Below are 21,334 nucleotides of genomic sequence, written 5' to 3' on the forward strand. Positions count from 1 at the left end.
GTGGTCCAAAGGATGGGGGCCACTTCAGTGCCTGTTACGGCTATGGTCAGCGCATCGAGGTCTTCGGCAGCAAGGGCATGCTGGAAGCCCGCAACGAGACGGATACGCGACTGCGCTTCACGGGCGAGCAGGGGGTGATGGATGAACGACCCAAATGGTTCTTCCTCGAGCGCTATGCTCAGGCATTCGGGCGTGAGGTCGCCGATTTCGTCTCGGCCTGCCAAGACAAGCGAGCACCTCTGGCCGGGGCTCAGGACGGCCTGGCGGCACTTGAGCTGGCGGAAGCCGCGCTCATTTCCTGGCGCGAAGGACGCCGCGTGCTGCTCAGCGAGATTCGGTGAGCTTTTGGCACCTTGATGACCGATCAGGTGAGGCCGTACCCACAGCATGAAAAAGCCCGCCTCTGGACATTCCAGAGGCGGGCTTTTGCTTTCATGGCGTCACATTACGCCAGAGGGCTTTATACCAGCTCGCGCTTTTCTTCCCGTGCGATGCGGCGATCACGTGCGACCGCGCGGCAGATGACGATCAATACCGCCAGGGTGAGCACTGGCCATACCAGTACGTAGGTGGCAAATAGCAATGTCATGTGTGTTGTCTCCCTGTTCTGTTTCGGACGTTATCCAGAATCATGCGCCGGTGGAGGCAGCAGGCTGCGTCTGGATCGGTGTTGTCGTATCACGACCACCTGAGTCGAGTGCTTCGTCATAGTTGCCGACACGTGCGGTGATGGTGTCGAAGTCGAAGCGTTCCTGTCGGCTGGCGAGGCTCATGACCACACACACCAGAGTGCTGGTGCCGTAAGCGGTCAGTGAGGCGAGCAGAACGGTGTAGTCACGCAGGAAGTCGGTCGCGAAGATCAGCATGGCGATCATGGCGGCGACAGCAGCGATGATGCCGAGAATGCGCCCCAGGAAGCCGAATACCATCAGACCGATGATCACGCCGCCGCCGATGCTGGCGAGCAGCTCGAAGAACAGGCCGCTCATGCCCGTCAGCGGCACCAGTTCAAAGCGTGCCAGGCAGAACATCACCATCGCGACGATGACCGACGTGGTGAAGGCGGTGTTGGTCACGCGATTCCAGAAGCAGCTGGCGATGACCGGGAAAACGATCGCGCCCCACAGAGCCCCGACGAAGACCAGCATCACCAGGATATCCAGTGAGAAGCTGGCGAAGACGATGCCCAGCACCGTGGCGATGATCATGGTCAAGCGGCCGATGAAGAGCATGCGCTTCGGGTCTGGCTTGCCGCGGGCGATATTCTTGCCATAGACATCAGCCATGATGATGGCGGATAGCGCGGAAAGGTCGGAATCCGCGGTAGAGGACAGCGAGCCGATCACCAGAATGAAGAACAGCGCGATGAAGAACGGCGGCAGATACTCGGACACCATCTGCGGGATGAGGTTGTTCATGTCGCCGTTGAGCGGCTCCACCCCGAGTGTCAGTGCCATCAGGCCAATCATGCCCAGGCCGATGACGATGGCGCCATAGCCCAGCGTCGCGGTGAGGAAGGTCGGCTTGATGTGGTCTTCGTTGACGGCGAACAGGCGCTGGGAAATGGTCTGGTTACCGATCGCATAGGCCAGTACAGCGACGAAGAAGGGCGCCCCCTGGTTCAGGATGGCATCCGTCGAGAAGAAGTTGGCCTGCTCAGGCGTCAGATTATCTAGGCCAGCGACCAGCTCCGTCGGGCCGCCCATGGCGAAGAACACCGCTGGAATGATCACGATGGCGATCGCCATCAGGGCAACCAGTTGCGCGAAGTCGGTCAGTACCGAGGCGCGGAAGCCGGACCACAGGGTGTAGAACAGCACCCCCACACCCGCCATGATCACGCCTGCCTGGAAGGACAGCGGTGAGAGCACGGAGACGAGCGCCCCGGCGGCGGTGAAGTTGACCATCAGGCTGATCACGCTACCCAGCAGGTTGGAGAGCGCCAGAATCAGCTGACTGGAGGAGCCGTGGCGCGCATGGATCAGCTCGCCCAGTGTATGCGCATTGGGCGCCAGCTTGCGGAAGCGGCGACCGAAGGGGTAGATGAACAGAATCATCAGTGCACCCCACAGGCCATAGTGGATCGGCCCTGAGACACCATAGGTATAGCCGGAGGTGGCGGCGGCATAGAAGGAGGCCGCCCAGATCCAGGTAGCCGTCATGCTTGCCGCGCCCATGCCGAAGCCAACGCGATGGTTGGAGACCATGAAGGCATCGGCATCTTCATTTTTCTTGCGGATCCCCAGCGTCATCAGGTAGGTGCCGCCATAGAAGGCAAGCAGCAGCAGTACGACAGTCAGGGTAGAGAATTGATATAGCGATTCGTTGTTCAAGAACTGGCCCTCGGTAGGGAAACAGGGCGCTACGCAACGCAGTCGCCTAAGGGCAAACGGTTGTCGATAGCGACGAGTAAGGAGGGGAAGGTTCTTAGCCGTGGACGTAGTTCTGCGTCATTTGCTCAAGCAAATGGCATCCAGCGCAGCACGTGGGCCGCGTCATCAATAATCGGCAATCTCGGTCAATGAAGACGGAGTTGGTGGCACTTCCCGGTCAGGCGGGAACTTGGGGGAGGGCGGCGTGGCATGCATCTGCCTTCATCGGAATAATGATATCGCATACGCGTCCTTGTTATCGGTCAAGCCTTGCAAGGGCGCTGATGCGAGTTGTTGGTCAGCCCCAAGCTTGGCAAAACGGTGTTTTTATTTTTTCTCGTTATCAAATTCGTTGGCAACGATAAATTATGCGCATGTCAATGTCCACACCCTGGCGGGGAAAGCTTGCCTCTCATTCACCTCAACGATGATTGGACGAGCGGGTGCGACGATGTTCAGTTGCGTGACACGTGCCAGAGCAGCATGAAAGACATGACGTATTATATAAATAATATTACTCGGCATGAGTTGTGTTTATTTGCTGAGTGTTCTGAATGGTGCCAGAAAGTGAAATAAATCGTTGTCATTACGTCATGCGTATTTCTTGTCCAATGCTTGAGGAAAAGACTCCCTCAATGGCCCAAGCAACGGCTGACTCGGCGTGGAAGAGGACGTTGACACATGGGAGAGCGAGTCTTCAAAGCGGCCCAGCTGTAGGGTCTCGGATGCTCAGTTCCGGCGATGGCGTTATAGTGCCAGGTGATAGCACCACACATGGCGGCAAGGTGGTGTATGCCCAGTCCAACTATCTGTTGGAGGGCAAGCCGGTGGCAGTGGTGGGGGTCATGGTAAGGTGTCCCAAGGATGGCCATAGCATCTGCAGCATCATCTAGGGGCATCCCACCATCAGCTTGAATGGCAAGCCGGTAGCGTTTCACGGCTGTCACACGTCATGTGGGGCGGCGCTGATCTCTGCCGCGAGTGGCAAGCAGGGCCTGGGATGAGGACGTGAGCTGGTCGATGAGTTGTCTGTATTCGTTGATCCTGTAGCCCTGCCTGCGGGATCTTTCGTTCTGAATCTGCGTGAGGCCGCAGTCTCTTGTTTCAAGCGGCGCATTGCAGAGGAAGGGGCTGTATTCACGTTCAAGGTTTCATTGAAAGTCTTTCTCTGCGCCGCGGGTTTTTCAGCCAGGCAGCGAGAGATAGTGTCAGTCACTTCCCGAGACAGACCTGCTGCCACGTGACGTAACAGCTCTTGCCGTTGGGCCTATGACAACCACTGACTATAAGGGGCATCTCCATGCTCACCTTGATCGTGAAATTTGACGTCAAGCCCGAACAACTCGCTACCTTCAACCCGGCTTATTCATAAGGCCGACCTGAAAACGAAGATGGCGAGTGGTTTTCTCTTGTAGAATCAGGATGTTCCTGCCAGAACACGATTCAAGAGGACCACTCGCCATGGGTGAAACCCTAACGACCTGGACGCTCTCATGCAACGGCTCTGTCCGTGTCGAGCTGAGCGGCCACCGCACCACCAGCGACAGCGGCGCATTGTTGCTGCGCGAAGCCCTCGACAGCAGTGGCGTGATCGAGGCGCTCGAAGATAACCTGGTCGATCCACGCCATCCGCTGCGTATTCGCCACTCGCTGGCCAGCCAGATACGCACCTTGGTGCTGCAGCGGGCGATGGGGTGGATCGATCTCAGCGATACCGACACGCTGCGCCGTGATCCGCTCTGGCAGCTGGCCTGCAGTGATGCGCGCGGCATGACGCCACTGGTCCAGGATAGGCCGTCCCAAGCCACGCTGTCGCGGCTGCTGACCTGCCTTGGACACAACGACAACATCGATGCCGTGCATGAAGGTCTGCTGCGGCTGGTGGCCTGGCGCCTGACCTCGCTGAAGAACGGCGAGCGTCCCAAGCAGCTGACGCTAGACATCGACGGCCTGCCGATTGAGGTCCATGGACACCAGGGCGGTTCCGCTTATCATGGCCTTTACGGTACGCGGATCTATTCGCCGCTGGTCGCCTCGTTGGCCGAAACTGGCGACATGGTCGGCGGCCTGCTGCGCGAGGGCGACGCCGGCCCCGCCGAGAACGCTGATACGTGGATCCCGCACCTGGTGAAGCGGCTTAACGAGAGCACCGGCGCCCAGGTTCGGGTGCGTATCGACGCCGGCTTCACCGACAACGACACGCTGGAGGCGCTGGAGAAGCGCAGCATCGAGTACCTGGGCCGGCTGCGCAGCCACAAGGGCTTGCAGGCGCTGGCAGCGCCCTACCTGAAGCGGCCACGCGGCCGGCCACCTGAGCAGCCTCGGGAGTGGTGCCACGACCTTGAATACCAGGCCGGTACCTGGCCAACGCCACGACGCGTGGTGCTGGTAGTTCAGGAACGCCCCGATGACCTGCTGCTGCATGCCTTCTTCCTGGTCACCAACCTCGGCAAGTTCGACTGGCCGCCCGAGAAGATCCTGGCACTCTATCGCAAGCGCGGCAGCGCCGAAGCGCACATGGGCGAGGTGAAGTCGGCGCTCGACGTGCATCTCTCGTCGACCGATCGCGGTGCCTCCACCGTCCAGGACGTGATGGCCCGCAATGAGGTGAGCCTGTTGCTGAGTCTCTACGCCTATCAGGTTCTGCATGGCCTTCGCTGCTTGCTGGGGCGCCAGACCCGGCAGGGTTGGAGCCTGAGCCGGATGCGTGAACAGGTGCTCAAGGTGGCGGCGACGCTCTCGCTGCACGCTCGGCGCATCACCGTTCACCTCGGCGATACGGCTGATAAATGGTGGCCTGCCTTGCTGAAGGGGCTGCCGAAACTGACCGCGCTTAGCTGACGTTCGGCGCAACCACCATAGCTTCAAGAATCGAGCGACCGCAGCGACGGTCGACGATGACGGCTGCTTTAACGGCGTGATTAATTCCTGAACGTTATATAGATACGACAGAAGAGCAGCATTTGGGCATGATTCAGCGGGCCGTTACGGCGTAGATAGCACCCCCGGTGCGAGAACCCAACGGCCAGCCACTTCAAGCCGCCCGATCAGGGCACTCGTGAATAAGGCGGGTTCAAGCAGGCCTTGGCTGACAACAAGCTGGGCTCAGCGGCTGAACCGGAGATGCTGGAAATGCGTTTCTTCGCGGCCAAGGATTCTCCCACCACCATCTTCGCCTACGAGCGCTGGGCAAGCGCCGAAGCTCATCAGGCACATGTGAATCAGCCATACGCGCAAGCCCTGCTGAAACTGGCTGACACGGCGTTGGCATCGCCATTCGAGGTGATGCCCTTGAACGATACTGACCCGGCGCCATTGCATGAGGCGAACCCCAGGCACGTGCAGCCGGAAGATGAGGTATTCAGTATCTTCTTCATCTTCAAGATCAAGGAAGAATATCGCGCTCGATTGCTGCAGCAATTCACCACGCATGTGGCGAAGACGCGCAGTGAGGAGCCGGGCAATCTCGTGTTTGATCTGTATACCATCGACGGGCAGGACGACACGCTGGTGATATACGAGCATTGGCGCACGGAGTCAGACCTGTGGGACATTCACTTCCAGCAGCCCTATGCCATCGAGACAGGCAAGCTCTTGGAGCAGGCCATGGTCGGGGACATGCAGCAGTACCTGAATATCGTCAGCGAGTTCTGAGTTCTCCCGCCGGTCATTCGTTTCCTGTTTACCCATGCGATGCGCAGTCTTTAGAGGCTGCGCATTGTGCGTTCACCCCCTCCTTGAACATCAGCGTGTCATCCCACCGCCATCCACGCCTGTGAGCTCAACCAGGCGGCTGTCATGAAACCCTGCAGCGCCAGCGGCACGTAAGCTGGCAGGCCAGTGCGAGTCACGCGAATGTGATAGTTTCTGGAGCGTCCAGCCGTTTGGCGGCGCAGAGTCCCGGGCATTTTCTTCGCCGGCGGGGCAAGCGGCGCCGTGTTATTACCCGGTAGTGGCAACCCCTTCATCTTTGGTCAGGACCCCTCGTCATGAGTGATGCGTATTACCTCCACCTTACCGATCGCCTGCGCGAACAGCTGAAGGACCCTGATGCCTTTGAAGATAGGCGATTGCCCTCGGAACGCGTGCTGGCCGAGCGCTTCGATACCACGCGCGTGACGTTGCGTCAGGCGTTGGGGCAGCTGGAGGGAGAAGGGCGCATTCATCGCAGCAATCGGCGTGGGTGGTTCGTGTCGCCGCCGCGGCTGGATTACGACCCCACGCGTGACTCCGGCTTCAATGACTATGTGACGGCGCAGGGGCGGCGGCCACGGACGGAAGTGCTGCTGACCGATGTTCAGGCCTATCCACCGGCTGCGCAAGCGCTGGGCCTGGCGGCCCAGACACCGCTCTATCATATTCGCCGCCGGCGTTTCGTGGATGAGCGCGCCGTGCTCAGCGAGTCGATGTGGGTGGTGCCGGAGCGTGCCCCAGGACTGCTCGAGGAGGGCCAGTTCGGGGTGTCACTGTGGGCGGAGCTGCGCGGGCGCTATGGCCTGACGCTGGCCCACCGTGAGCTGCGCTTCTACTCCGAGTCGCTGGGGGAGCAGGCCGCCCGGGAGCTGGGGGTCGCCATGGGTAGTTCCGGTCTGACCGTACGTCGCGCTACCTTCGATGAGCAGCATCGTCCCATCGGCTATGACGAAGAGCGCTGGCTGCACAATGCGCTGTGCATCACCGTCACGCTCAAGAACAAGCCCTGAACCCGCGCTGCAGGGACACTATATGAGGTAACACTGTTTCACTGGGCCTTCAACTGACTGTCACGGGGGTGTCATTCGGCCCGCCCATACTCTTGGTATATACCAGATGGTGAGAGCCATTCATTCCAAGCGTTGGAGAGTCCCGATGTCCTTCTTGACCCGTTCCTTGCTGGCCAGTGCCGTTGGTCTAGTCGTTTCCCTCAATGCCCAGGCGGCCACCGAGCTCACCGTCTATACCGCGGTGGAGTCCGATGATCTGCAGAAATATGCCGAGCGCTTCCAGCAGGCGCATCCGGATATCGACATCAAATGGGTACGCGACTCCACGGGCGTGATCACCGCACGATTGCTGGCCGAGAAGGACAACCCGCAGGCGGATGTGGTGTGGGGCCTGGCCGCGACCAGCCTGCTGGTGCTCGAGAAGGAAGGCATGCTGTCGCGTTATGCCCCCAAGGGAGTCGAGGCGCTGGATACCAAGTTCGTCGACCCCGCCTACCGTGATGGCCAGGACCCGTCCTGGGTCGGAATGGACGCCTGGGTCGCCTCGCTCTGCTACAACACCGTCGAAGGTGAGCGACTGGGAGTGCCCAAGCCGACGTCTTGGGAAGACCTCACGCGTCCCGAGTTCAAGGGCCACGTGATCATGCCCAACCCGAGTTCTTCCGGTACCGGCTATCTGGATGTCGCCAGCTGGTTGCAGCTGTGGGGTGACGAGGGCGGCTGGGAGTACATGGACCGCCTGCACGACAACATTGCCCGCTACACCCACTCAGGCTCCGCACCTTGCAATCTGGCCGGTTCCGGCGAGGCCGTGGTCGGTGTGTCCTTCGCCTTCCGAGGCGCGCGCCTCAAGGCACAGGGCGCACCGGTGGATCTGGTTTTCCCCGAGGAAGGGCTGGGCTGGGACATGGAAGCCGCGGCGATCATGAAGGGCACCGACAAGCGTGAGGCGGCGCAGATGCTGATGGATTGGGCTGTGTCCAAGCCGGCCAATGAACTCTACAACGAAGGTTATGCGGTCGTGGCCTATCCGGGGGTGGCCAAGCCGATCGAGCATTATCCGGCCAACATCACCGAGATGATGATCGAGGCTGACTTTGCCAAGGCGGCCAACCAGCGGGATGCAGTGCTCGCCGAATGGCAGCGCCGTTACGACGGCAAGTCCGACAGTCAGTAAGTCACGCCCAGCCACCTTCGTCATTGCCCCGGCGCCTTGCGCCGGGGCCGGGAGTTTCTCGCATGTCTCTTGTGACCGCACCCCCGCGTCATCACGCCTCGCGTCAAGCGCTGCCAGCGACTGCCGGCGCCTCGCCTCGCGCGGCCTCCGGCCCTGCAGACCGGGCACCTGCGGGTGACGCAGCGCCTCAGGCACCCATCTCGCGTTCTGCGTCGTCAGATAGCATCCACCTCAAGATCAGCGGCCTCACCAAGCGCTATGGCCAGTTCACGGCCCTGAGCGAGATCGACCTCGCGATCCGCGAAGGCGAGTTCGTGTGCTTCCTCGGCCCCTCCGGCTGTGGCAAGACCACCTTGCTGCGCGCCATCGCCGGGCTTGCGCCGCAGAGCGAAGGCACCATCCACCAGCGCGGCCAGGACATCTCGCGGCTGCCGCCGCAGGCGCGCGACTTCGGCATCGTCTTCCAGTCCTATGCGCTGTTCCCCAATCTCACCGTGTCCGACAACGTGGCCTATGGGCTACGCAATCGGCGCGATGCGCGTGACGCGATGCGCCGGCGCGTGACGGAGCTGCTCACCCTAGTGGACCTGGCCGGCAGTGAAGGCAAGTATCCGGCGGCCCTGTCCGGGGGCCAGCAGCAACGCGTGGCACTGGCACGAGCGCTGGCGACCGAGCCGGGGCTGCTGTTGCTCGATGAGCCGCTTTCAGCGCTGGATGCGCGCGTACGTCTGCATCTGCGCAGTCAGATCAAGGCGCTGCAGGCACGGCTGGGCGTCACCACCATCATGGTGACCCACGACCAGGAAGAGGCCCTGGCCATGGCGGACCGCATCGTGGTGATGAACCATGGTGTGATCGAGCAGATCGGCACCCCCGCCGAGATCTATCGTCAGCCGGCGAGCGCCTTCGTGGCCGAATTCATCGGCAGCATGAACTTCCTGCAATGCTGTCCCGAGAACGCCAGTACTCTGCGTCTGGGGCAGCAGCGTCTGGAATGCGCGGCGCATGATCTTGAGGGGCTGGATCAGGCGCGTCTGGCCATTCGCCCGGAAGCCGTCTCGCTGTGCGCAGTGGGTGAGGGGCTGCCGGCGCAGGTGGAGCACGTCGAGTTTCTCGGCGCCTTCCTGCGTATCACTCTGACGCTTGAGGGCTGTGGGCAGACACTGTCGGCGGATGTGGCGCTCAAGGACAGTGAGTCACTGGGCGTGCGGGTCGGTGCCCGGGTGGGTGTGCGTCTGCCGTCCGAGGCGATCCGCCTGTACCCGCTGGTGGAGGCGCAGGCATGATGGCGCGTGCATTGCCCTTGTCGGGAAGGCTGTCAGGCGAGTCCGGCTTGCGTCTGTTGATGTTGCTGCTGGCCCTGGCGCTGCTGGTCATCGGGCTGCTGTTGCCGCTGGCCACCATGCTGATCAAGAGCGTGCAGGACCGCAGCGGCGACTTCGTCGGCCTGGCCAACTTCGCGCGCTATGTGCAGACGCCGGCGCTGGTCGGCTCGATCATCAATTCCGTCAGCATCGCGCTGATCAGTACCCTGACGGTGGTGAGTCTGGCGTTCCTGTGCGCGTACGGCATCACCCGCACCTGCATGCCGGGCAAGCGCGTCTTCCGCATGCTGTCCATCCTGCCGCTACTGGCTCCGTCACTGCTGCCAGCCATCAGTCTGGTGTATCTGTTCGGCAATCAGGGCTGGTTCAAGGATGTGCTGCTGGGGGAGAGCATCTACGGCCCCATCGGCATCGTGATGGGCATGACCTTCTGGATCTTCCCGCATGCGCTGATGATCATGATGACGGCGCTCAGCAACAGCGATGCCCGTCTCTATGAAGCCGCGGACGCGCTGGGAACGCCCAAATGGCGCAGCTTTCTGACCATCACCTTGCCGGGCGCGCGCTACGGCATCATCTCCTGCGCCTTCGTGGCCTTCACGCTGGCGATCACCGATTTCGGCGTGCCGAAGATCATCGGCGGGCAGTTCAGTGTGCTGGCCACCGATGTCTATCGTCAGGTGGTGGGGCAGCAGAACTTCCAGATGGGCGCGGTGGTCAGCGTCATCCTGCTGTTGCCGGCCTTGCTGTCCTTCGCGGTGGACCGCTGGATCCAGCGCCGTCAGGTCGCGCAGCTCTCGGCGCGCGCCGTGCCCTGGCAGCCGACGCCAAGCCCGCTGCGTGACTGGGTCTTCGCGCTGCTCTGCTATGGCGTGGCCGCCGCGATTCTGGCCGTGATTGGCACCGCCATCTATGCCTCGCTCGTGCAGTTCTGGCCCTACAACCTGAGCCTGACCCTGGATCACTACGCCTTCAAGGCGCTGGCGGGTGGTGGCTGGGACGCGTGGCTCAACTCGCTGACGCTGGCCTTCTGGGTCACCTTGATCGGCACGCTGGTCATCTTCTTCAACGCCTGGCTGACCGAGAAGAGTCAGGGCTATCGCCCGCTGCGCCAGGGGCTGCACTTCATGGCGATGATGCCGATGGCCGTGCCGGGCATGGTGCTGGGTCTGTCCTACATCTTCTACTTCAACCAGGCTGACAACCCGCTGAACTGGATCTACGGCACCTTCGCGATTCTGGTGCTCAACACCCTGGTGCATTTCTATACCGTCTGCCACCTGACCTCGGTGACTGCGCTCAAGCAGCTCGATGGGGAATTCGAGGCGGTCGGTGCCTCACTCAAGGTGCCGTTCTGGAAGACCTTCTGCCGCATCACCTTGCCGGTGTCCCTGCCGTCAGTGCTGGATATCTCGGCCTATCTGTTCATGAACGCGATGACGACCGTCTCGGCAGTGGTATTTCTCTACAACAGCGATACCCGACTGGCCTCCATCGCGGTGATGCATCTCGACGAAGCCGGGCACTTCGCCAGCGCGGCCGCCATGGCGGTACTGATCTTCTTCACCTGTCTGGGCGTCAAGCTGCTGCATGCGGTGGTCAGTCATTTGCTGTTGACCCGTGCCCAACGCTGGCGACAGGCGACCTGATTACGCCGTTGGCCGTCTTTTTTTTGTGCAAATTAACTGGTATATACCAATGAGTATTCAACATCCGTACCTGCTGACTCCCGGTCCCTTGACCACCAGTGAGAGCGTCAAGGCCGCCATGATGAAGGACTGGGGCTCCTGGGATCAGGACTTCAACACCAAGACCGCCGAGATCTGCCAGCAGTTGCTCCGCTGTGCCAATGCCAGTGAGCACCATGAGTGCGTGCCGATGCAGGGCAGCGGTACCTTCGCGGTCGAGGCGGCGCTGGGCAGTCTGATCGAGCCGACGAGTACGACGCTGGTGCTGGTCAATGGCGCCTATGGCAAGCGGCTGGTCAGTCTGCTGACCCGCATGGGGCGCGACTGCGACGTGCTGGCGTGGGGCGATGCCGAGGCGCCGTGTGCCAAGGCCGTGGCTGACAGACTCGCGGCAAGGCCCGAGATCGGTCATGTCGCCATGATTCACTGCGAGACAAGCTCCGGGATGCTCAATCCGGTGGCGGACATCGCCGAGGTGGTGGCGGCACACGGTCGTGAGCTGATCCTCGATTCGATGAGTGGCTTCGGGGCGCTGGAGATCGATGCGCAACGTACTCCGTTTCTGGCGCTGATCTCCTCGGCCAACAAATGCTTCGAGGGGGTGCCGGGGTTCGGCTTCGTGATCGCCCGGCGCGATGCGCTGCAGGCGGCACAGGGGCGTAGCCACTCATTGTCGCTGGACCTGCACGATCAATGGCAGTACCTCAAGCGCACTGGGCAATGGCGTTATACCCCGCCGACTCACGTGGTGGCGGCGTTTCACCAGGCGCTGAAGGAACACGCCGAGGAGGGCGGCGTCGCGGGCCGCCACGCCCGCTATCACGCCAACATGCAGCGACTGGTGGCAGGCATGCGTCAGCGCGGCTTCACGACCCTGCTCGACGATGCCTGGCTGTCGCCGATCATCACCACCTTCCTGAGCCCGGCACACCCGGACTTCGACTTTTCACGTTTCTACGCCGAGCTCAAGGCACGTGGCTTCATCATCTACCCGGGCAAGCTCACCGACGTGGAGAGCTTCCGCATCGGCAGCATCGGGCAGCTGGATGTCCGCGTGATGGATCAACTTCTGGCCGCCGTGGATGACGCGCTGGCCACCCTGGGTGTCGACGATGCCCGCCCGTGCGCTGACGCTGTCGCACTCAACTGACTGGAGAACTGTCATGCAATACCACACCCCGGATCGTCTGCAGGCTGCCATCTTCGATTGGGCCGGCACCCTGGTGGATTTCGGCTCCTTCGCGCCGACCCAGATCTTCGTCGAGGCCTTTGCGGAAATCGGCGTGGCCATCAGTCTGGAAGAGGCGCGCGGCCCGATGGGCATGGGCAAATGGGAGCACATTCGCACCCTGTGTGATGACCCAGCGATCGCGGCCCGTTTCGAGGCGGCCTGTGGCCACGCCCCCAGTGATGCCGATGTCACGGCGCTTTATGAGCGCTTCATGCCGCTGCAGATCGACAAGATCGGGGCGCACTCCGCACTGATTCCCGGCGCGCTCGAGGTCATCAACGGGTTGCGCGACAAGGGCATCAAGATCGGTTCCTGCTCCGGCTACCCCCGCGAAGTGCTCGAGCAGGTCGTCGCACGGGGCAAGGGCAATGGGCTGGTGGTGGACCATGTCGTGGCCACCGATGAGGTGCCCAAGGGGCGACCCTCTCCGGCGCAGTCTCTGGCCAATGTCATCGCGCTGGGCATCACTGACGTGGCGGCCTGCGTGAAGGTGGATGATACGGCGCCGGGGCTGCTGGAAGGTCGCAGTGCCGGCATGTGGACGGTCGCGCTGACCTGCTCCGGCAACGCCATGGGGCTGGATCACGCGGCGTTCATGGACCTGTCGGAGGCAGAGCTCAACGAAAGGCGTAGCGCCATCGAAGCCCAGTTCACGCCGTCCGGGCCGCACTTCATGATCGACACCATCGCGCAGCTGCCCGAGGTGATCCGCGAGATCGAGGCGCGTCTGGCGCGCGGTGAGCGCCCCTGACAGCCTGGTGACGGGGTGGCGACGCCAGGCCTGCCTGTCACCTCGCTCGCCCACCTTGATCTACCATTTCACCCCACCACTTCACTCCACCCCTTCAGGCGCCAGCCTCGGGTCCTTGCACAAGGCCTTGAGGCTGGCGTCTTCTCGCAAAAGGTAAGGACATATGCTCATTGGCGATTGCCGCCTGGTTGCCCTGAAAGCCCGTAATTCCCGCATGCCCGTCCGCATGCCTGTCCCCATGCACGGGCAAGCTCACTCTCAAGCCCAATTTCATGTTCAAGCTCAAGCTCAAGTTCAAGGCCACACGATTGCCGTGAGTGCCTCTTGAGCCCACTGGCGCTGGGACTCATCCTGATCTCGGTCTGTCTGCATGCCGGCTGGAATCTGCTCGGCAAGGGGCGGGCGCCGTCGCTGGCCTTCTTCATGCTGGCCATGGCCAGTGGTGCGCTGATCTTTGCGCCGCTGCTGGGGTTGGGGCCGTCGTTTGCCGTGCTGCCCACTGAATTCTGGGGCTGGCTGGTGGCCACCGGCCTCTGTCAGGTGCTCTACATGGGCGGACTTGCCTGGGCCTATGCGCGCGGCGAGGTCAGTGTGCTGTATCCCATCGCGCGGGCCTTGCCGGTGGTGCTGGTGCCGCTGGTGTCACTGAGTCTGCTGGGCAGTCAGGCACTCACGGCGTTGGATCTGGTCGGCATGGGGCTGATCGTGCTCGGCGCGTTGGTGCTGCCCTTGAGCAGTCCGCAGGGCCTGCGCCCCTCGACCTACCTGACGCCCGCGTTGGGGTTCGCGCTGCTGGCAGCAGTCGGCACCACCGGCTATTCGCTGATCGACAAGCAGGCGCTGGATATCATGGTGAGTGTCGGTTACTCGCCCACCTCGGCGGGCGCTGTCTTTCTGGTGTTGCAGGCCATCATGACCGTCGCTTGGGGCGCGCTGCTGGTGATGTTGCTGCCGGCAGAGCGTCGCCGCCTGCCCGCGCTATGGCGGGGGGAGCGGGGCAGCATGGTGCTGACCGGCGTGATGGTGATGGCGACCTACGGGCTGGTGCTGGTTGCCATGACGCTGACGGCGGAGGTCAGCCTCGTCGTGGCGATGCGTCAACTGTCGATCCCGCTGGGCGTGATGCTCGGGGTGCTCTGGTTGCGCGAGCGAGCGGCCATCGCCAAGTGGATCGGCATCGTCATCATGCTGGCGGGACTGTGGACCGTTGCGCTGGTGTGAGGAAAGGCGTGGCATGAGGCACAAAAAAAGCGAGACAGGCGGCTGCCTATCTCGCTTTTGTCTTTCTGCGGGCGCTGGCGGGGCATCACGTTGTCGTGAACCCCTGCACCGCCATGCTTACTTGGCGTCTGCCACCAGCATTTCCAGCGTGGCGCGCGCGCCGTTGTCGTGCAGGCTCTTCAGCGCTGCCAGGTAGGCGTCGCGGAAGCGCGGCTGATCGACCAGATCACCGAACAGTTCACGGTTGTCCAGGAAGGCAGTCGGCTCTTCGCGCTGACGGCTGGCACGCTCCATCAGCTCGTCCTTCAGCGGGTCGACCACGTCGATGGTCTCGCCTTGCTCATCCACGCCTTCTGCATAACGTGCCCAGCTGGCCACGACGGCTGCGGTACGACGCAGTTCGCCGTCGGTCTTGAGCTGTGCGTGTGCCACCGGGATCAGGAACTTCGGAATGCGGTCGGAGGTCTCGGCGCACAGACGCGCGAGGGTGTCCTTGACTTCCGGGTTGGCGAAACGCTCGATCAGCGTGCGGCAATGGGCGTCGAGATCGATACCCGGCAGCTGGGCCAGCGTCGGGCGAGCTTCCTCGTTCATGTAGCCGAGCAGGAAGTCGACGATCAGCGGGTCGTTGCAGGCTTCATGCGCGTAGCGATAGCCGGCCAGATAGCCGAAGTAGCACAGCGCCTGGTGACCGGCGTTGAGCAGACGCAGCTTCATCAGCTCATAGGGCTCGACATCTTCCACCGGCTGCACGCCGGCATCTTCAAAGGCCGGGCGGCCATGGGCGAAGTGGTCTTCCAGCACCCACTGGGTGAAGGGCTCGCAGACCACCGGCCAGGCGTCTTCCACGCCGAAACGTGAGGACAGCTCTTCGATGTCAGCCGGCGTGGTCACCGGCGTGATGCGGTCGACCATGGAGTTGGGGAAGGGGACTTCGGCTTCGATCCATGCCGCCAGTTCTGCATCACGTGCACGCGCGTAGGCAGTGAACATCTTGTGAGCGACGTTGCCGTTGCCTTCGATGTTGTCACAGGACATCACGGTGAACGGGGCGACGCCACGCTCGCGACGACGTGCCAGGGCTTCGGTGATCAGGCCGAAGCTGGTCTTGGCTTCCCCCGGGTTGGCCAGGTCGTGCTGGACGTCGGCGTTCTCGAGATTGAATTCGCCGGTGACCGGGTGGAAGTTGTAGCCACCTTCGGTGACGGTCAGCGAGACGATGCGGATCGCCGGGTCGGCCATCAGCTCGATGACGGCCTCCGGGGAGTCCGGGGCAAAGCGGTAATCGATGATGGAACCCACCACGCGCGGCTCATAGTTGCCGTCCGGGTGCTTGAGTACCACGGTGTAGAGGTGGTCCTGCGAGGCCAGGGCTTCCTGCATGCGGCGGTCGCCCGGCATCACGCCGACGCCGACGATGCCCCAGTCCAGCGCCTTGCCCTGATTCATCAGCTCGTCGAGGTACATGGCCTGGTGCGCACGATGGAAACCGCCCACGCCGAAGTGGACGATACCGGCGCTGACCGCAGTGCGGTCATAGTTCGGAGTGGCTACCTTGGCGTCCAGCTGAGTCAGACTGGCATTGGAGAGACGGGTCATGGGGAGGTCTCCTGCCGCGTGTCGCGGTCGAGTCGAGATGGGTAAAGAAAGGGTAGGTCGTAACGGCCAGCGGCGAAGGTCACCCGTGTGATTCAGGCTTCCTTCGCCGCTGGCATGGCAGGGGGCAAGCCCCTGCCGACTCAGCTAGCGGTGGCCGCTTGCTTGGGGGACTGCTTGTTGAACAGCGCCTTGCTGCGCTGCAGCTCCCAGTACGCGAAGATGAAGTAGATGATCGTCGACCAGATGGTCACGTCATAGAACAACTCACGATTCGCTTCGTAGCTGGCCAGGTCCGGGCTGCCGAAGAGTACGCGCAGCGCGAGGACCATCGGCACCGCCAGGCCCAGCACCATCCAGACGGCCTTGATGGCCTTGGTCAGACCCGAAGTGTCCTTGACCGGTGCGTGGTTGGTGGTCTCGGCCTGCTTGGCGTGCAGGGCTTCGACACGCTCCTGGAATTCCCGCTCGGCCGCTTCGGCTTTCGGGTAGGAGTCGGCTGCACCGGCAGATCTGGCCATCAGGGTGTAGAGGATGATGGAGACGAACCAGGTCGGCAGGAACAGGTAGTAGAACGGGATCACGTCGACCGTCTCGAGGCCAAAGCCGAAGATCAGTGACAGCGCCCAGGTTGCCAGTGCCGGCGTGTTGTGCTTCACGCCCTTGTAGCGCGCCCAGTAACGGCTGAAGCCGAGTTTCGGGAACAGGTGATGCTCAGCGAAGATGATCCCGCCGACCGGCACCAGCACCAGGCCCGCATAGGTCAGCAGCGGCAGCATGCTGCGATAGACGAACGGGAAGCAGCTGAGCACGGCAACGCAGATACCCACGGCCAGCGTCGCCTTGTTGCGCGACAGGTTCGGCATGGCCGACTGGGCGGCAAGGCCCGCGCGGTACAGGTTGGCGTTGGCGGTGGTCCAGCCTGCGACGACCACGATAACGAAGCCAGCGGCGCCAAGGGCGTGCAACGCCACTTCGCCCGGTTCCAGCACATCGATGCTGATACCGGCGACGGCTGCGGTGGCCGCGCCCATCAGACCGGCGGAGATCCAGGCGACATAGTGGCCGAACATCATGCCGGTGCTGGTCGCAAGGCCGGAGCGCATACGCTTGGCATAGCGCAGCAGCGCCATGTCGATCAGACCGAAGTGGGAGAAGGTGTTGGCCGCCCAGGAGAAGCCGATGACTTCCCAGATGCCGATGCCCGCTTCGCCCTGGGAGTTGATCCCGGTGAAGACGGTACTGCCGGCGACATCAATGAAACTCGAGAAACTGTTCAGGCTGGTTTCACCAGTGACGGACTCCGCCAGTTCCGGCAGCAGAACCATGCCGCCGACGGTGAACATCAGCATCAGCCACGGGGCACAGATGCTGGCGAATTCGGTCAGGGCGTTGAAGCCATAGACCGCTACCAGCACGACGATGGCTGCCACGGCCAGTGCCAGCAGGATGAACTCGAAGCTGGTGGGGTAGGCCTGGGTCTGGGCCGGAATGTCGAACAGCAGCCTGACCGCCGTGGCGGAAACGGTAATCATGGCCGCCGATATGGTGGTGAATATGACCACGTTGGCCCAATTGTAGAGCCGTGACATCGAATCACCGGCAATACGGTGAAGATAGGTGAAGAGGCTCAGACGGGTCTCGATCGCGATTGGCGTCGTGATCAACCAGAAGCTGAGCACTGCGAGGCCATTACCGATCAGCAGGCCCAGCAGGATATCCCAGATACCGGCACCGAGCGCCACGAAGGTGGCACCGATGACGAACTCGGTCGCGGCAACGTGCTCGGCGGCATAGAGACCGGCAAAGTGTGGCCACCGGTGCAGTTTATGACGTGGCACCGGCAGTAGCTCATCGTCCATATGGGCGATCTGCCGATCCAAATCTGGCGCAGTACTGGCCATGATTGGCTCCTGTTTTTTTACGGCTTGTCTTGCTGCTCCTACCCGAGATGTCACGCAGCCGCCTTGGCGATCCTGTCGGCGATGACGAGGGTAGATCGTCTATTATCGATCAAATGACTCAGGTGTGGTGCAAATGATCGGTGAATGGTCATCAAAACGCAAAGCCCGCGTGCTTGAACTTTGGGCTATGACCTCGAGTGATCATGGCTATGGAAGTCAGGAAAGCGCTGAAGGCCGCATGAAATCAGGGCTTGCGCGAGGGTGTCTCGATTCAATGACACGATTCAGCAAAATGAATTTTTCCGTTCTCACACCCCGTTCGGCGCCTGAAGCATTGTGTCCTGGCTAAAACGGCCAACGATCCAGGGCCAGATATCTCACAACTCTGAGGGTGGTCTTGCACCGATGTGGTGCGATCGGCGTACCCGGCATCGTCGCTTTCTTGCCATGCCTCAGCAGTCTCCTGATCGAGGCCCGGGAGTCGAAAGGGGAAATGGGGCAGCGGAGAGGGCAGCGGAAAGGGCAGCGGAAAGGGCAGCGAAAGTCGGGTCGCTGCGAGAGAGCACTATAAAGAGCGCTATAGAGGTGGCGACATATAAAGGTGGGTGTTGGTCAGTGGCGACATCGGTTTCGGCACAATGCGACGGAAAGTGCATGAAATAACGACAAAGAACGAGAAAAATGAGACATCTTGCGGCGTCCCCCAGTTCTCGCTAAGGTTGCGCAACACTGTTTCCTAACCAGGAAGCCCCAACATGACTCCCGGCGCTTGATTGGCGACGGGGCAAGGCGAGGAGGCCAGCCATGCGAACGCGCACACTGACCATTCTGATGATGATATTCACGCTGCTGGGAGCCCCGCTGGCTCAGGCAGGACCGCACGATAGAGGCCATGGGCATCATGACCGTGGGCATGGCCACCACGACCGCGGCCATCACGGCAAACAGCACAAGAAGCACCACAAGCAGCAGCGCCACCATGAACGCCGCCGTCATGAGGCGCGACGCCATCACCAGTGGCGCCGTGGCGACCACCTGCCGCGTCATTACTACTCCGACAGCCGCTACTGGGTGAAGGACTGGCACCATCGTCATCTGTCCAAACCGCCGCGCGGTCATCGTTGGCTGAACATCGATGGGCGCTATGTGCTGGCCGCGGTGGCGGGTGGCGCGATCACGGCCATCATTCTCAATCGCTGAATTAGTGGCCAACAGGCTGCGCTAAGCAAGACGATGAAAAAGGGGCCTCTGATGAGGCCCCTTTTTCATGTCCGATCTTCAGTGGAAAGTGCTGTCCACATGAGGCTCGATCCCCTCACGCGTAGGCACTGCATACCCAGGTCATGGTCGCGGGGGTGTCACCGTTGTAGGTGATGGCGTGTCCGAGGGTGCTGTCGAAGGCCAGGCTGTCACCGACCTTGAGCTGGATGGGGTCGTAGAGTTCGGTCCAGACCGTCACCTCGCCGCTGGTCACGATGATCTGTTCCTGGCCGGAATGTTTTTGCAGGCCGCCGAACTCCTCGAGACTGCGATTGAGCACGGTGGTTTCCAATACCATGTATTCCTTGGACGCCACATTGTTGCAGAGCGGTCGATAGCGGTAGTTGGGCGTCTCGATGACGTCTCCCTCCTGTGCTCGCGTCAACGCGAGCCAACCCCGAAATGCCGCGTCCTCCGTGTGATAGAACAGCTCGCTGACATCCACCTTCAGGCCCCTAGCGAGATTCACGATCGCCTCGAAGGTCGGCGAGATACGTCCATTCTCGATTCTCGACACGCTGGCCGCCGAGATACCTGACGCGCTGGCCACGGCCGCGATGGTCAGTCCCTTCTCCTTGCGTAGTGCCTTGAGATTGTCACCAATGGCGCCTGCCTTGCGTTCTCGGTGCTTCAGCGCGATCGGCGTTTCCTGGTGGGGTGTCATGTCAGCGTGCTCCATCGAGTTTGTCTGCTGGGTGGCGTCTGTCGCCGTTTGCCGTTGCTCAGCGCCTGTGTGGCACATGGGCGCGAGTCATCAAGTCATGCCACGGCAGGAGAGAGGCGTAAGCGCCATGATGGCGTCCATTTAGGGCTTCCACGAGCAAAATGTCGAGCAGGTATCCACATTTGACCCAATATTGCGTATATGCAATTGTGGAGGCGAATGCGCAATCGACAGTGGCCGCCCACTGGGCGTGTATCAGGCCTCAGCCTGTATCAGGCATTCGCCTGCAGGTACGCATGGCATTGCACTCTAATTAAAATAATCTTGGGAAAACAAAAATGTACGACTTCAAGAAACAGCTCCTCGGCATGGGTATCGCTGCCAGCCTGTTGGCGACTGCCACGACTCAGGCGGCGGACGTCGAGTGGAAGATGGCGACCCCGTGGGGCGGTGGGCCCTGGCTTGAACGGGATGCCAAGACCTTCGCGGACTATGCAAGCGAATTGACGAATGGCGACGTGAGCATCCAGGTATTCCCCGGTGGCACCCTGGGCGGCGCGCTGCGCGTCACCAATACCGTGAAGTCCGGTGTCGCGCAGATCAGTCACAACTACATCAACTATGACTACGGAACTGACCCGACGGCAGCGCTGCTGGCCGGGCACTCCAGCGGCCTGACACCGGAAGAATTCATGCTGTGGATGTACGAGGGCGGCGGTGTCGAGCTCTATGAAGCCTTCCGTCGCGAGGTGTTCGGCGTCGTGGCCTTCCCGTGCTCGACCCTGGGCACCGAGATTTTCCTGCACTCGAGCAAGAAGGTGCAGACGCTTGAGAACTTCCAGGGACTGCGCCTGAGAACCTCGGGTGCCTGGGCTGAAATCGCCTCACGTCTTGGGGCCTCTACCGTGGTGATGGCCGGCAGTGACATCTATACGGCGTTAGATCGCGGTGTAATCGATGCCGCGGAGTGGGGGAGTCCTGAGCTCAACAAGCCGACGGGTTTCCAGAATGTCGCGCAGTACGTCATCTTGCCCGGCATCCATCAGTCGGGCGGCATTCTGGAGTGTGAAGTGAATGTCGATGCCTGGGACGGGCTGAGCGAAGCCCAGCAGAACCAGTTGCGCCTCGCGGGCAAGCTGAGCGTGTTCGAGTCCTGGCTGGATAGCTCCTTTGCCGATCTCAAGGCCTTCAAGGAGCTGGAGGAAGGCCCCAACGAAATCGTGCAGCTGGATCAATCCTTCATCGATGCCATCTACGAAGAGACCCGTGCCTGGGAAGATGAGAAGGCGGGCGAGAATGAGTGGTTCGCACGTGTGCTTGAGTCGCAACGTACCTTCAAACAGAGCATGACGACCTGGCAGGACTACCGTTTGCCGATCGGGGAAATGGGACGCTGATTCCTCTTGAATGATGTCTCTGGCCCGGGCGATACCTGTATCGCC

16 protein-coding genes and 2 pseudogenes are annotated in these 21,334 nt (G+C 61.7%); 13 read left to right on the plus strand and 5 right to left on the minus strand.

Translation table 11 applies throughout. The features are described from left to right. Positions 1-35: 35 nt before the first annotated feature. A pseudogene (locus AC5WNI_RS06730) lies at positions 36-341 on the plus strand (Gfo/Idh/MocA family oxidoreductase); the annotation flags it as partial. Positions 342-460: 119 nt separating this feature from the next. Here the strand turns inward: AC5WNI_RS06730 and AC5WNI_RS06735 are convergent. Then, the gene (locus AC5WNI_RS06735; protein WP_215824257.1) at positions 461-589 is read right to left on the minus strand and encodes a putative transporter small subunit; all 129 of its coding nucleotides are present in this window, start codon (positions 587-589) and stop codon (positions 461-463) included. 40 nt (positions 590-629) lie between these two features. Then, entirely contained in the window at positions 630-2,333 is a 1,704-nt protein-coding gene (locus AC5WNI_RS06740) for a sodium:solute symporter family protein (RefSeq protein WP_153635503.1), read from the minus strand. A gap of 764 nt (positions 2,334-3,097) precedes the next feature. On the opposite strand from AC5WNI_RS06740, the pseudogene AC5WNI_RS06745 reads away from it, so the two are divergent. The 10 genes and pseudogenes from AC5WNI_RS06745 to AC5WNI_RS06790 all read left to right on the plus strand — a co-directional run bounded on the left by AC5WNI_RS06745 (position 3,098) and on the right by AC5WNI_RS06790 (position 14,468). Beyond that, positions 3,098-3,376: pseudogene (locus tag AC5WNI_RS06745) on the plus strand (PAAR domain-containing protein). Between the two features lie 418 nt (positions 3,377-3,794). Then, entirely contained in the window at positions 3,795-5,213 is a 1,419-nt protein-coding gene (locus tag AC5WNI_RS06750) for an IS1380 family transposase (RefSeq protein WP_368448727.1), read from the plus strand. A 243-nt stretch (positions 5,214-5,456) separates the two neighbouring features. After that, positions 5,457-6,026, plus strand: a complete 570-nt coding sequence (locus AC5WNI_RS06755) for a putative quinol monooxygenase (RefSeq protein ID WP_495928964.1) — start codon at positions 5,457-5,459, stop codon at positions 6,024-6,026. A gap of 335 nt (positions 6,027-6,361) precedes the next feature. After that, positions 6,362-7,075, plus strand: coding sequence for a UTRA domain-containing protein (locus tag AC5WNI_RS06760; protein WP_347421545.1), 714 nt, complete (start codon positions 6,362-6,364; stop codon positions 7,073-7,075). Between the two features lie 145 nt (positions 7,076-7,220). Beyond that, on the plus strand, positions 7,221-8,252 hold the full coding sequence (locus tag AC5WNI_RS06765) for a putative 2-aminoethylphosphonate ABC transporter substrate-binding protein (protein WP_368448759.1): 1,032 nt from the start codon (positions 7,221-7,223) through the stop codon (positions 8,250-8,252). Between the two features lie 62 nt (positions 8,253-8,314). Continuing rightward, the gene (locus tag AC5WNI_RS06770) at positions 8,315-9,538 is read left to right on the plus strand and encodes a putative 2-aminoethylphosphonate ABC transporter ATP-binding protein (RefSeq protein WP_368448761.1); all 1,224 of its coding nucleotides are present in this window, start codon (positions 8,315-8,317) and stop codon (positions 9,536-9,538) included. Beyond that, positions 9,538-11,226, plus strand: a complete 1,689-nt coding sequence (locus AC5WNI_RS06775; protein ID WP_404326922.1) for a putative 2-aminoethylphosphonate ABC transporter permease subunit — start codon at positions 9,538-9,540, stop codon at positions 11,224-11,226. Before AC5WNI_RS06770 ends, AC5WNI_RS06775 begins: the two co-directional genes overlap by 1 nt. A 49-nt stretch (positions 11,227-11,275) precedes the next feature. Then, complete coding sequence (locus tag AC5WNI_RS06780) at positions 11,276-12,415, plus strand: 2-aminoethylphosphonate--pyruvate transaminase (protein ID WP_131431810.1); 1,140 nt, start codon at positions 11,276-11,278, stop codon at positions 12,413-12,415. A gap of 13 nt (positions 12,416-12,428) precedes the next feature. Continuing rightward, positions 12,429-13,247, plus strand: coding sequence for a phosphonoacetaldehyde hydrolase (phnX, locus tag AC5WNI_RS06785; RefSeq protein WP_368448764.1), 819 nt, complete (start codon positions 12,429-12,431; stop codon positions 13,245-13,247). 324 nt (positions 13,248-13,571) lie between these two features. Continuing rightward, entirely contained in the window at positions 13,572-14,468 is an 897-nt protein-coding gene (locus AC5WNI_RS06790) for an EamA family transporter (protein ID WP_153635511.1), read from the plus strand. A gap of 117 nt (positions 14,469-14,585) precedes the next feature. Here the strand turns inward: AC5WNI_RS06790 and AC5WNI_RS06795 are convergent, their stop codons facing one another. Next, on the minus strand, positions 14,586-16,067 hold the full coding sequence (locus AC5WNI_RS06795; RefSeq protein WP_175090548.1) for a mannitol dehydrogenase family protein: 1,482 nt from the start codon (positions 16,065-16,067) through the stop codon (positions 14,586-14,588). Between the two features lie 140 nt (positions 16,068-16,207). Next, complete coding sequence (locus AC5WNI_RS06800) at positions 16,208-17,968, minus strand: purine-cytosine permease family protein (protein WP_368448767.1); 1,761 nt, start codon at positions 17,966-17,968, stop codon at positions 16,208-16,210. Positions 17,969-18,772: 804 nt separating this feature from the next. Here AC5WNI_RS06800 and AC5WNI_RS06805 point away from each other — a divergent pair. Next, complete coding sequence (locus tag AC5WNI_RS06805) at positions 18,773-19,168, plus strand: RcnB family protein (RefSeq protein ID WP_043334027.1); 396 nt, start codon at positions 18,773-18,775, stop codon at positions 19,166-19,168. A gap of 115 nt (positions 19,169-19,283) precedes the next feature. On the opposite strand, the gene AC5WNI_RS06810 is transcribed toward AC5WNI_RS06805, so the two are convergent. Further along, positions 19,284-19,892, minus strand: coding sequence for a helix-turn-helix domain-containing protein (locus AC5WNI_RS06810; protein ID WP_172978641.1), 609 nt, complete (start codon positions 19,890-19,892; stop codon positions 19,284-19,286). A gap of 338 nt (positions 19,893-20,230) precedes the next feature. On the opposite strand from AC5WNI_RS06810, the gene AC5WNI_RS06815 reads away from it, so the two are divergent. Further along, positions 20,231-21,289, plus strand: a complete 1,059-nt coding sequence (locus AC5WNI_RS06815; protein ID WP_368448770.1) for a type 2 periplasmic-binding domain-containing protein — start codon at positions 20,231-20,233, stop codon at positions 21,287-21,289. Positions 21,290-21,334: the final 45 nt, after the last annotated feature.

The sequence above is a fragment of the Cobetia sp. PDI-12MA genome (assembly GCF_059507695.1).

Coding starts and splice junctions, on each gene's coding strand:
- AC5WNI_RS06800 (WP_368448767.1), bottom strand. CDS start 17,968: ATGGCCAGTACTGCGCCAGATTTGGATCGGCAGATCGCCCATATGGAC.
- AC5WNI_RS06805 (WP_043334027.1), top strand. CDS start 18,773: ATGCGAACGCGCACACTGACCATTCTGATGATGATATTCACGCTGCTG.
- AC5WNI_RS06735 (WP_215824257.1), bottom strand. CDS start 589: ATGACATTGCTATTTGCCACCTACGTACTGGTATGGCCAGTGCTCACC.
- AC5WNI_RS06810 (WP_172978641.1), bottom strand. CDS start 19,892: ATGACACCCCACCAGGAAACGCCGATCGCGCTGAAGCACCGAGAACGC.
- AC5WNI_RS06795 (WP_175090548.1), bottom strand. CDS start 16,067: ATGACCCGTCTCTCCAATGCCAGTCTGACTCAGCTGGACGCCAAGGTA.
- AC5WNI_RS06815 (WP_368448770.1), top strand. CDS start 20,231: ATGTACGACTTCAAGAAACAGCTCCTCGGCATGGGTATCGCTGCCAGC.
- AC5WNI_RS06750 (WP_368448727.1), top strand. CDS start 3,795: ATGTTCCTGCCAGAACACGATTCAAGAGGACCACTCGCCATGGGTGAA.
- AC5WNI_RS06770 (WP_368448761.1), top strand. CDS start 8,315: ATGTCTCTTGTGACCGCACCCCCGCGTCATCACGCCTCGCGTCAAGCG.
- phnX (WP_368448764.1), top strand. CDS start 12,429: ATGCAATACCACACCCCGGATCGTCTGCAGGCTGCCATCTTCGATTGG.
- AC5WNI_RS06760 (WP_347421545.1), top strand. CDS start 6,362: ATGAGTGATGCGTATTACCTCCACCTTACCGATCGCCTGCGCGAACAG.
- AC5WNI_RS06775 (WP_404326922.1), top strand. CDS start 9,538: ATGGCGCGTGCATTGCCCTTGTCGGGAAGGCTGTCAGGCGAGTCCGGC.
- AC5WNI_RS06765 (WP_368448759.1), top strand. CDS start 7,221: ATGTCCTTCTTGACCCGTTCCTTGCTGGCCAGTGCCGTTGGTCTAGTC.
- AC5WNI_RS06780 (WP_131431810.1), top strand. CDS start 11,276: ATGAGTATTCAACATCCGTACCTGCTGACTCCCGGTCCCTTGACCACC.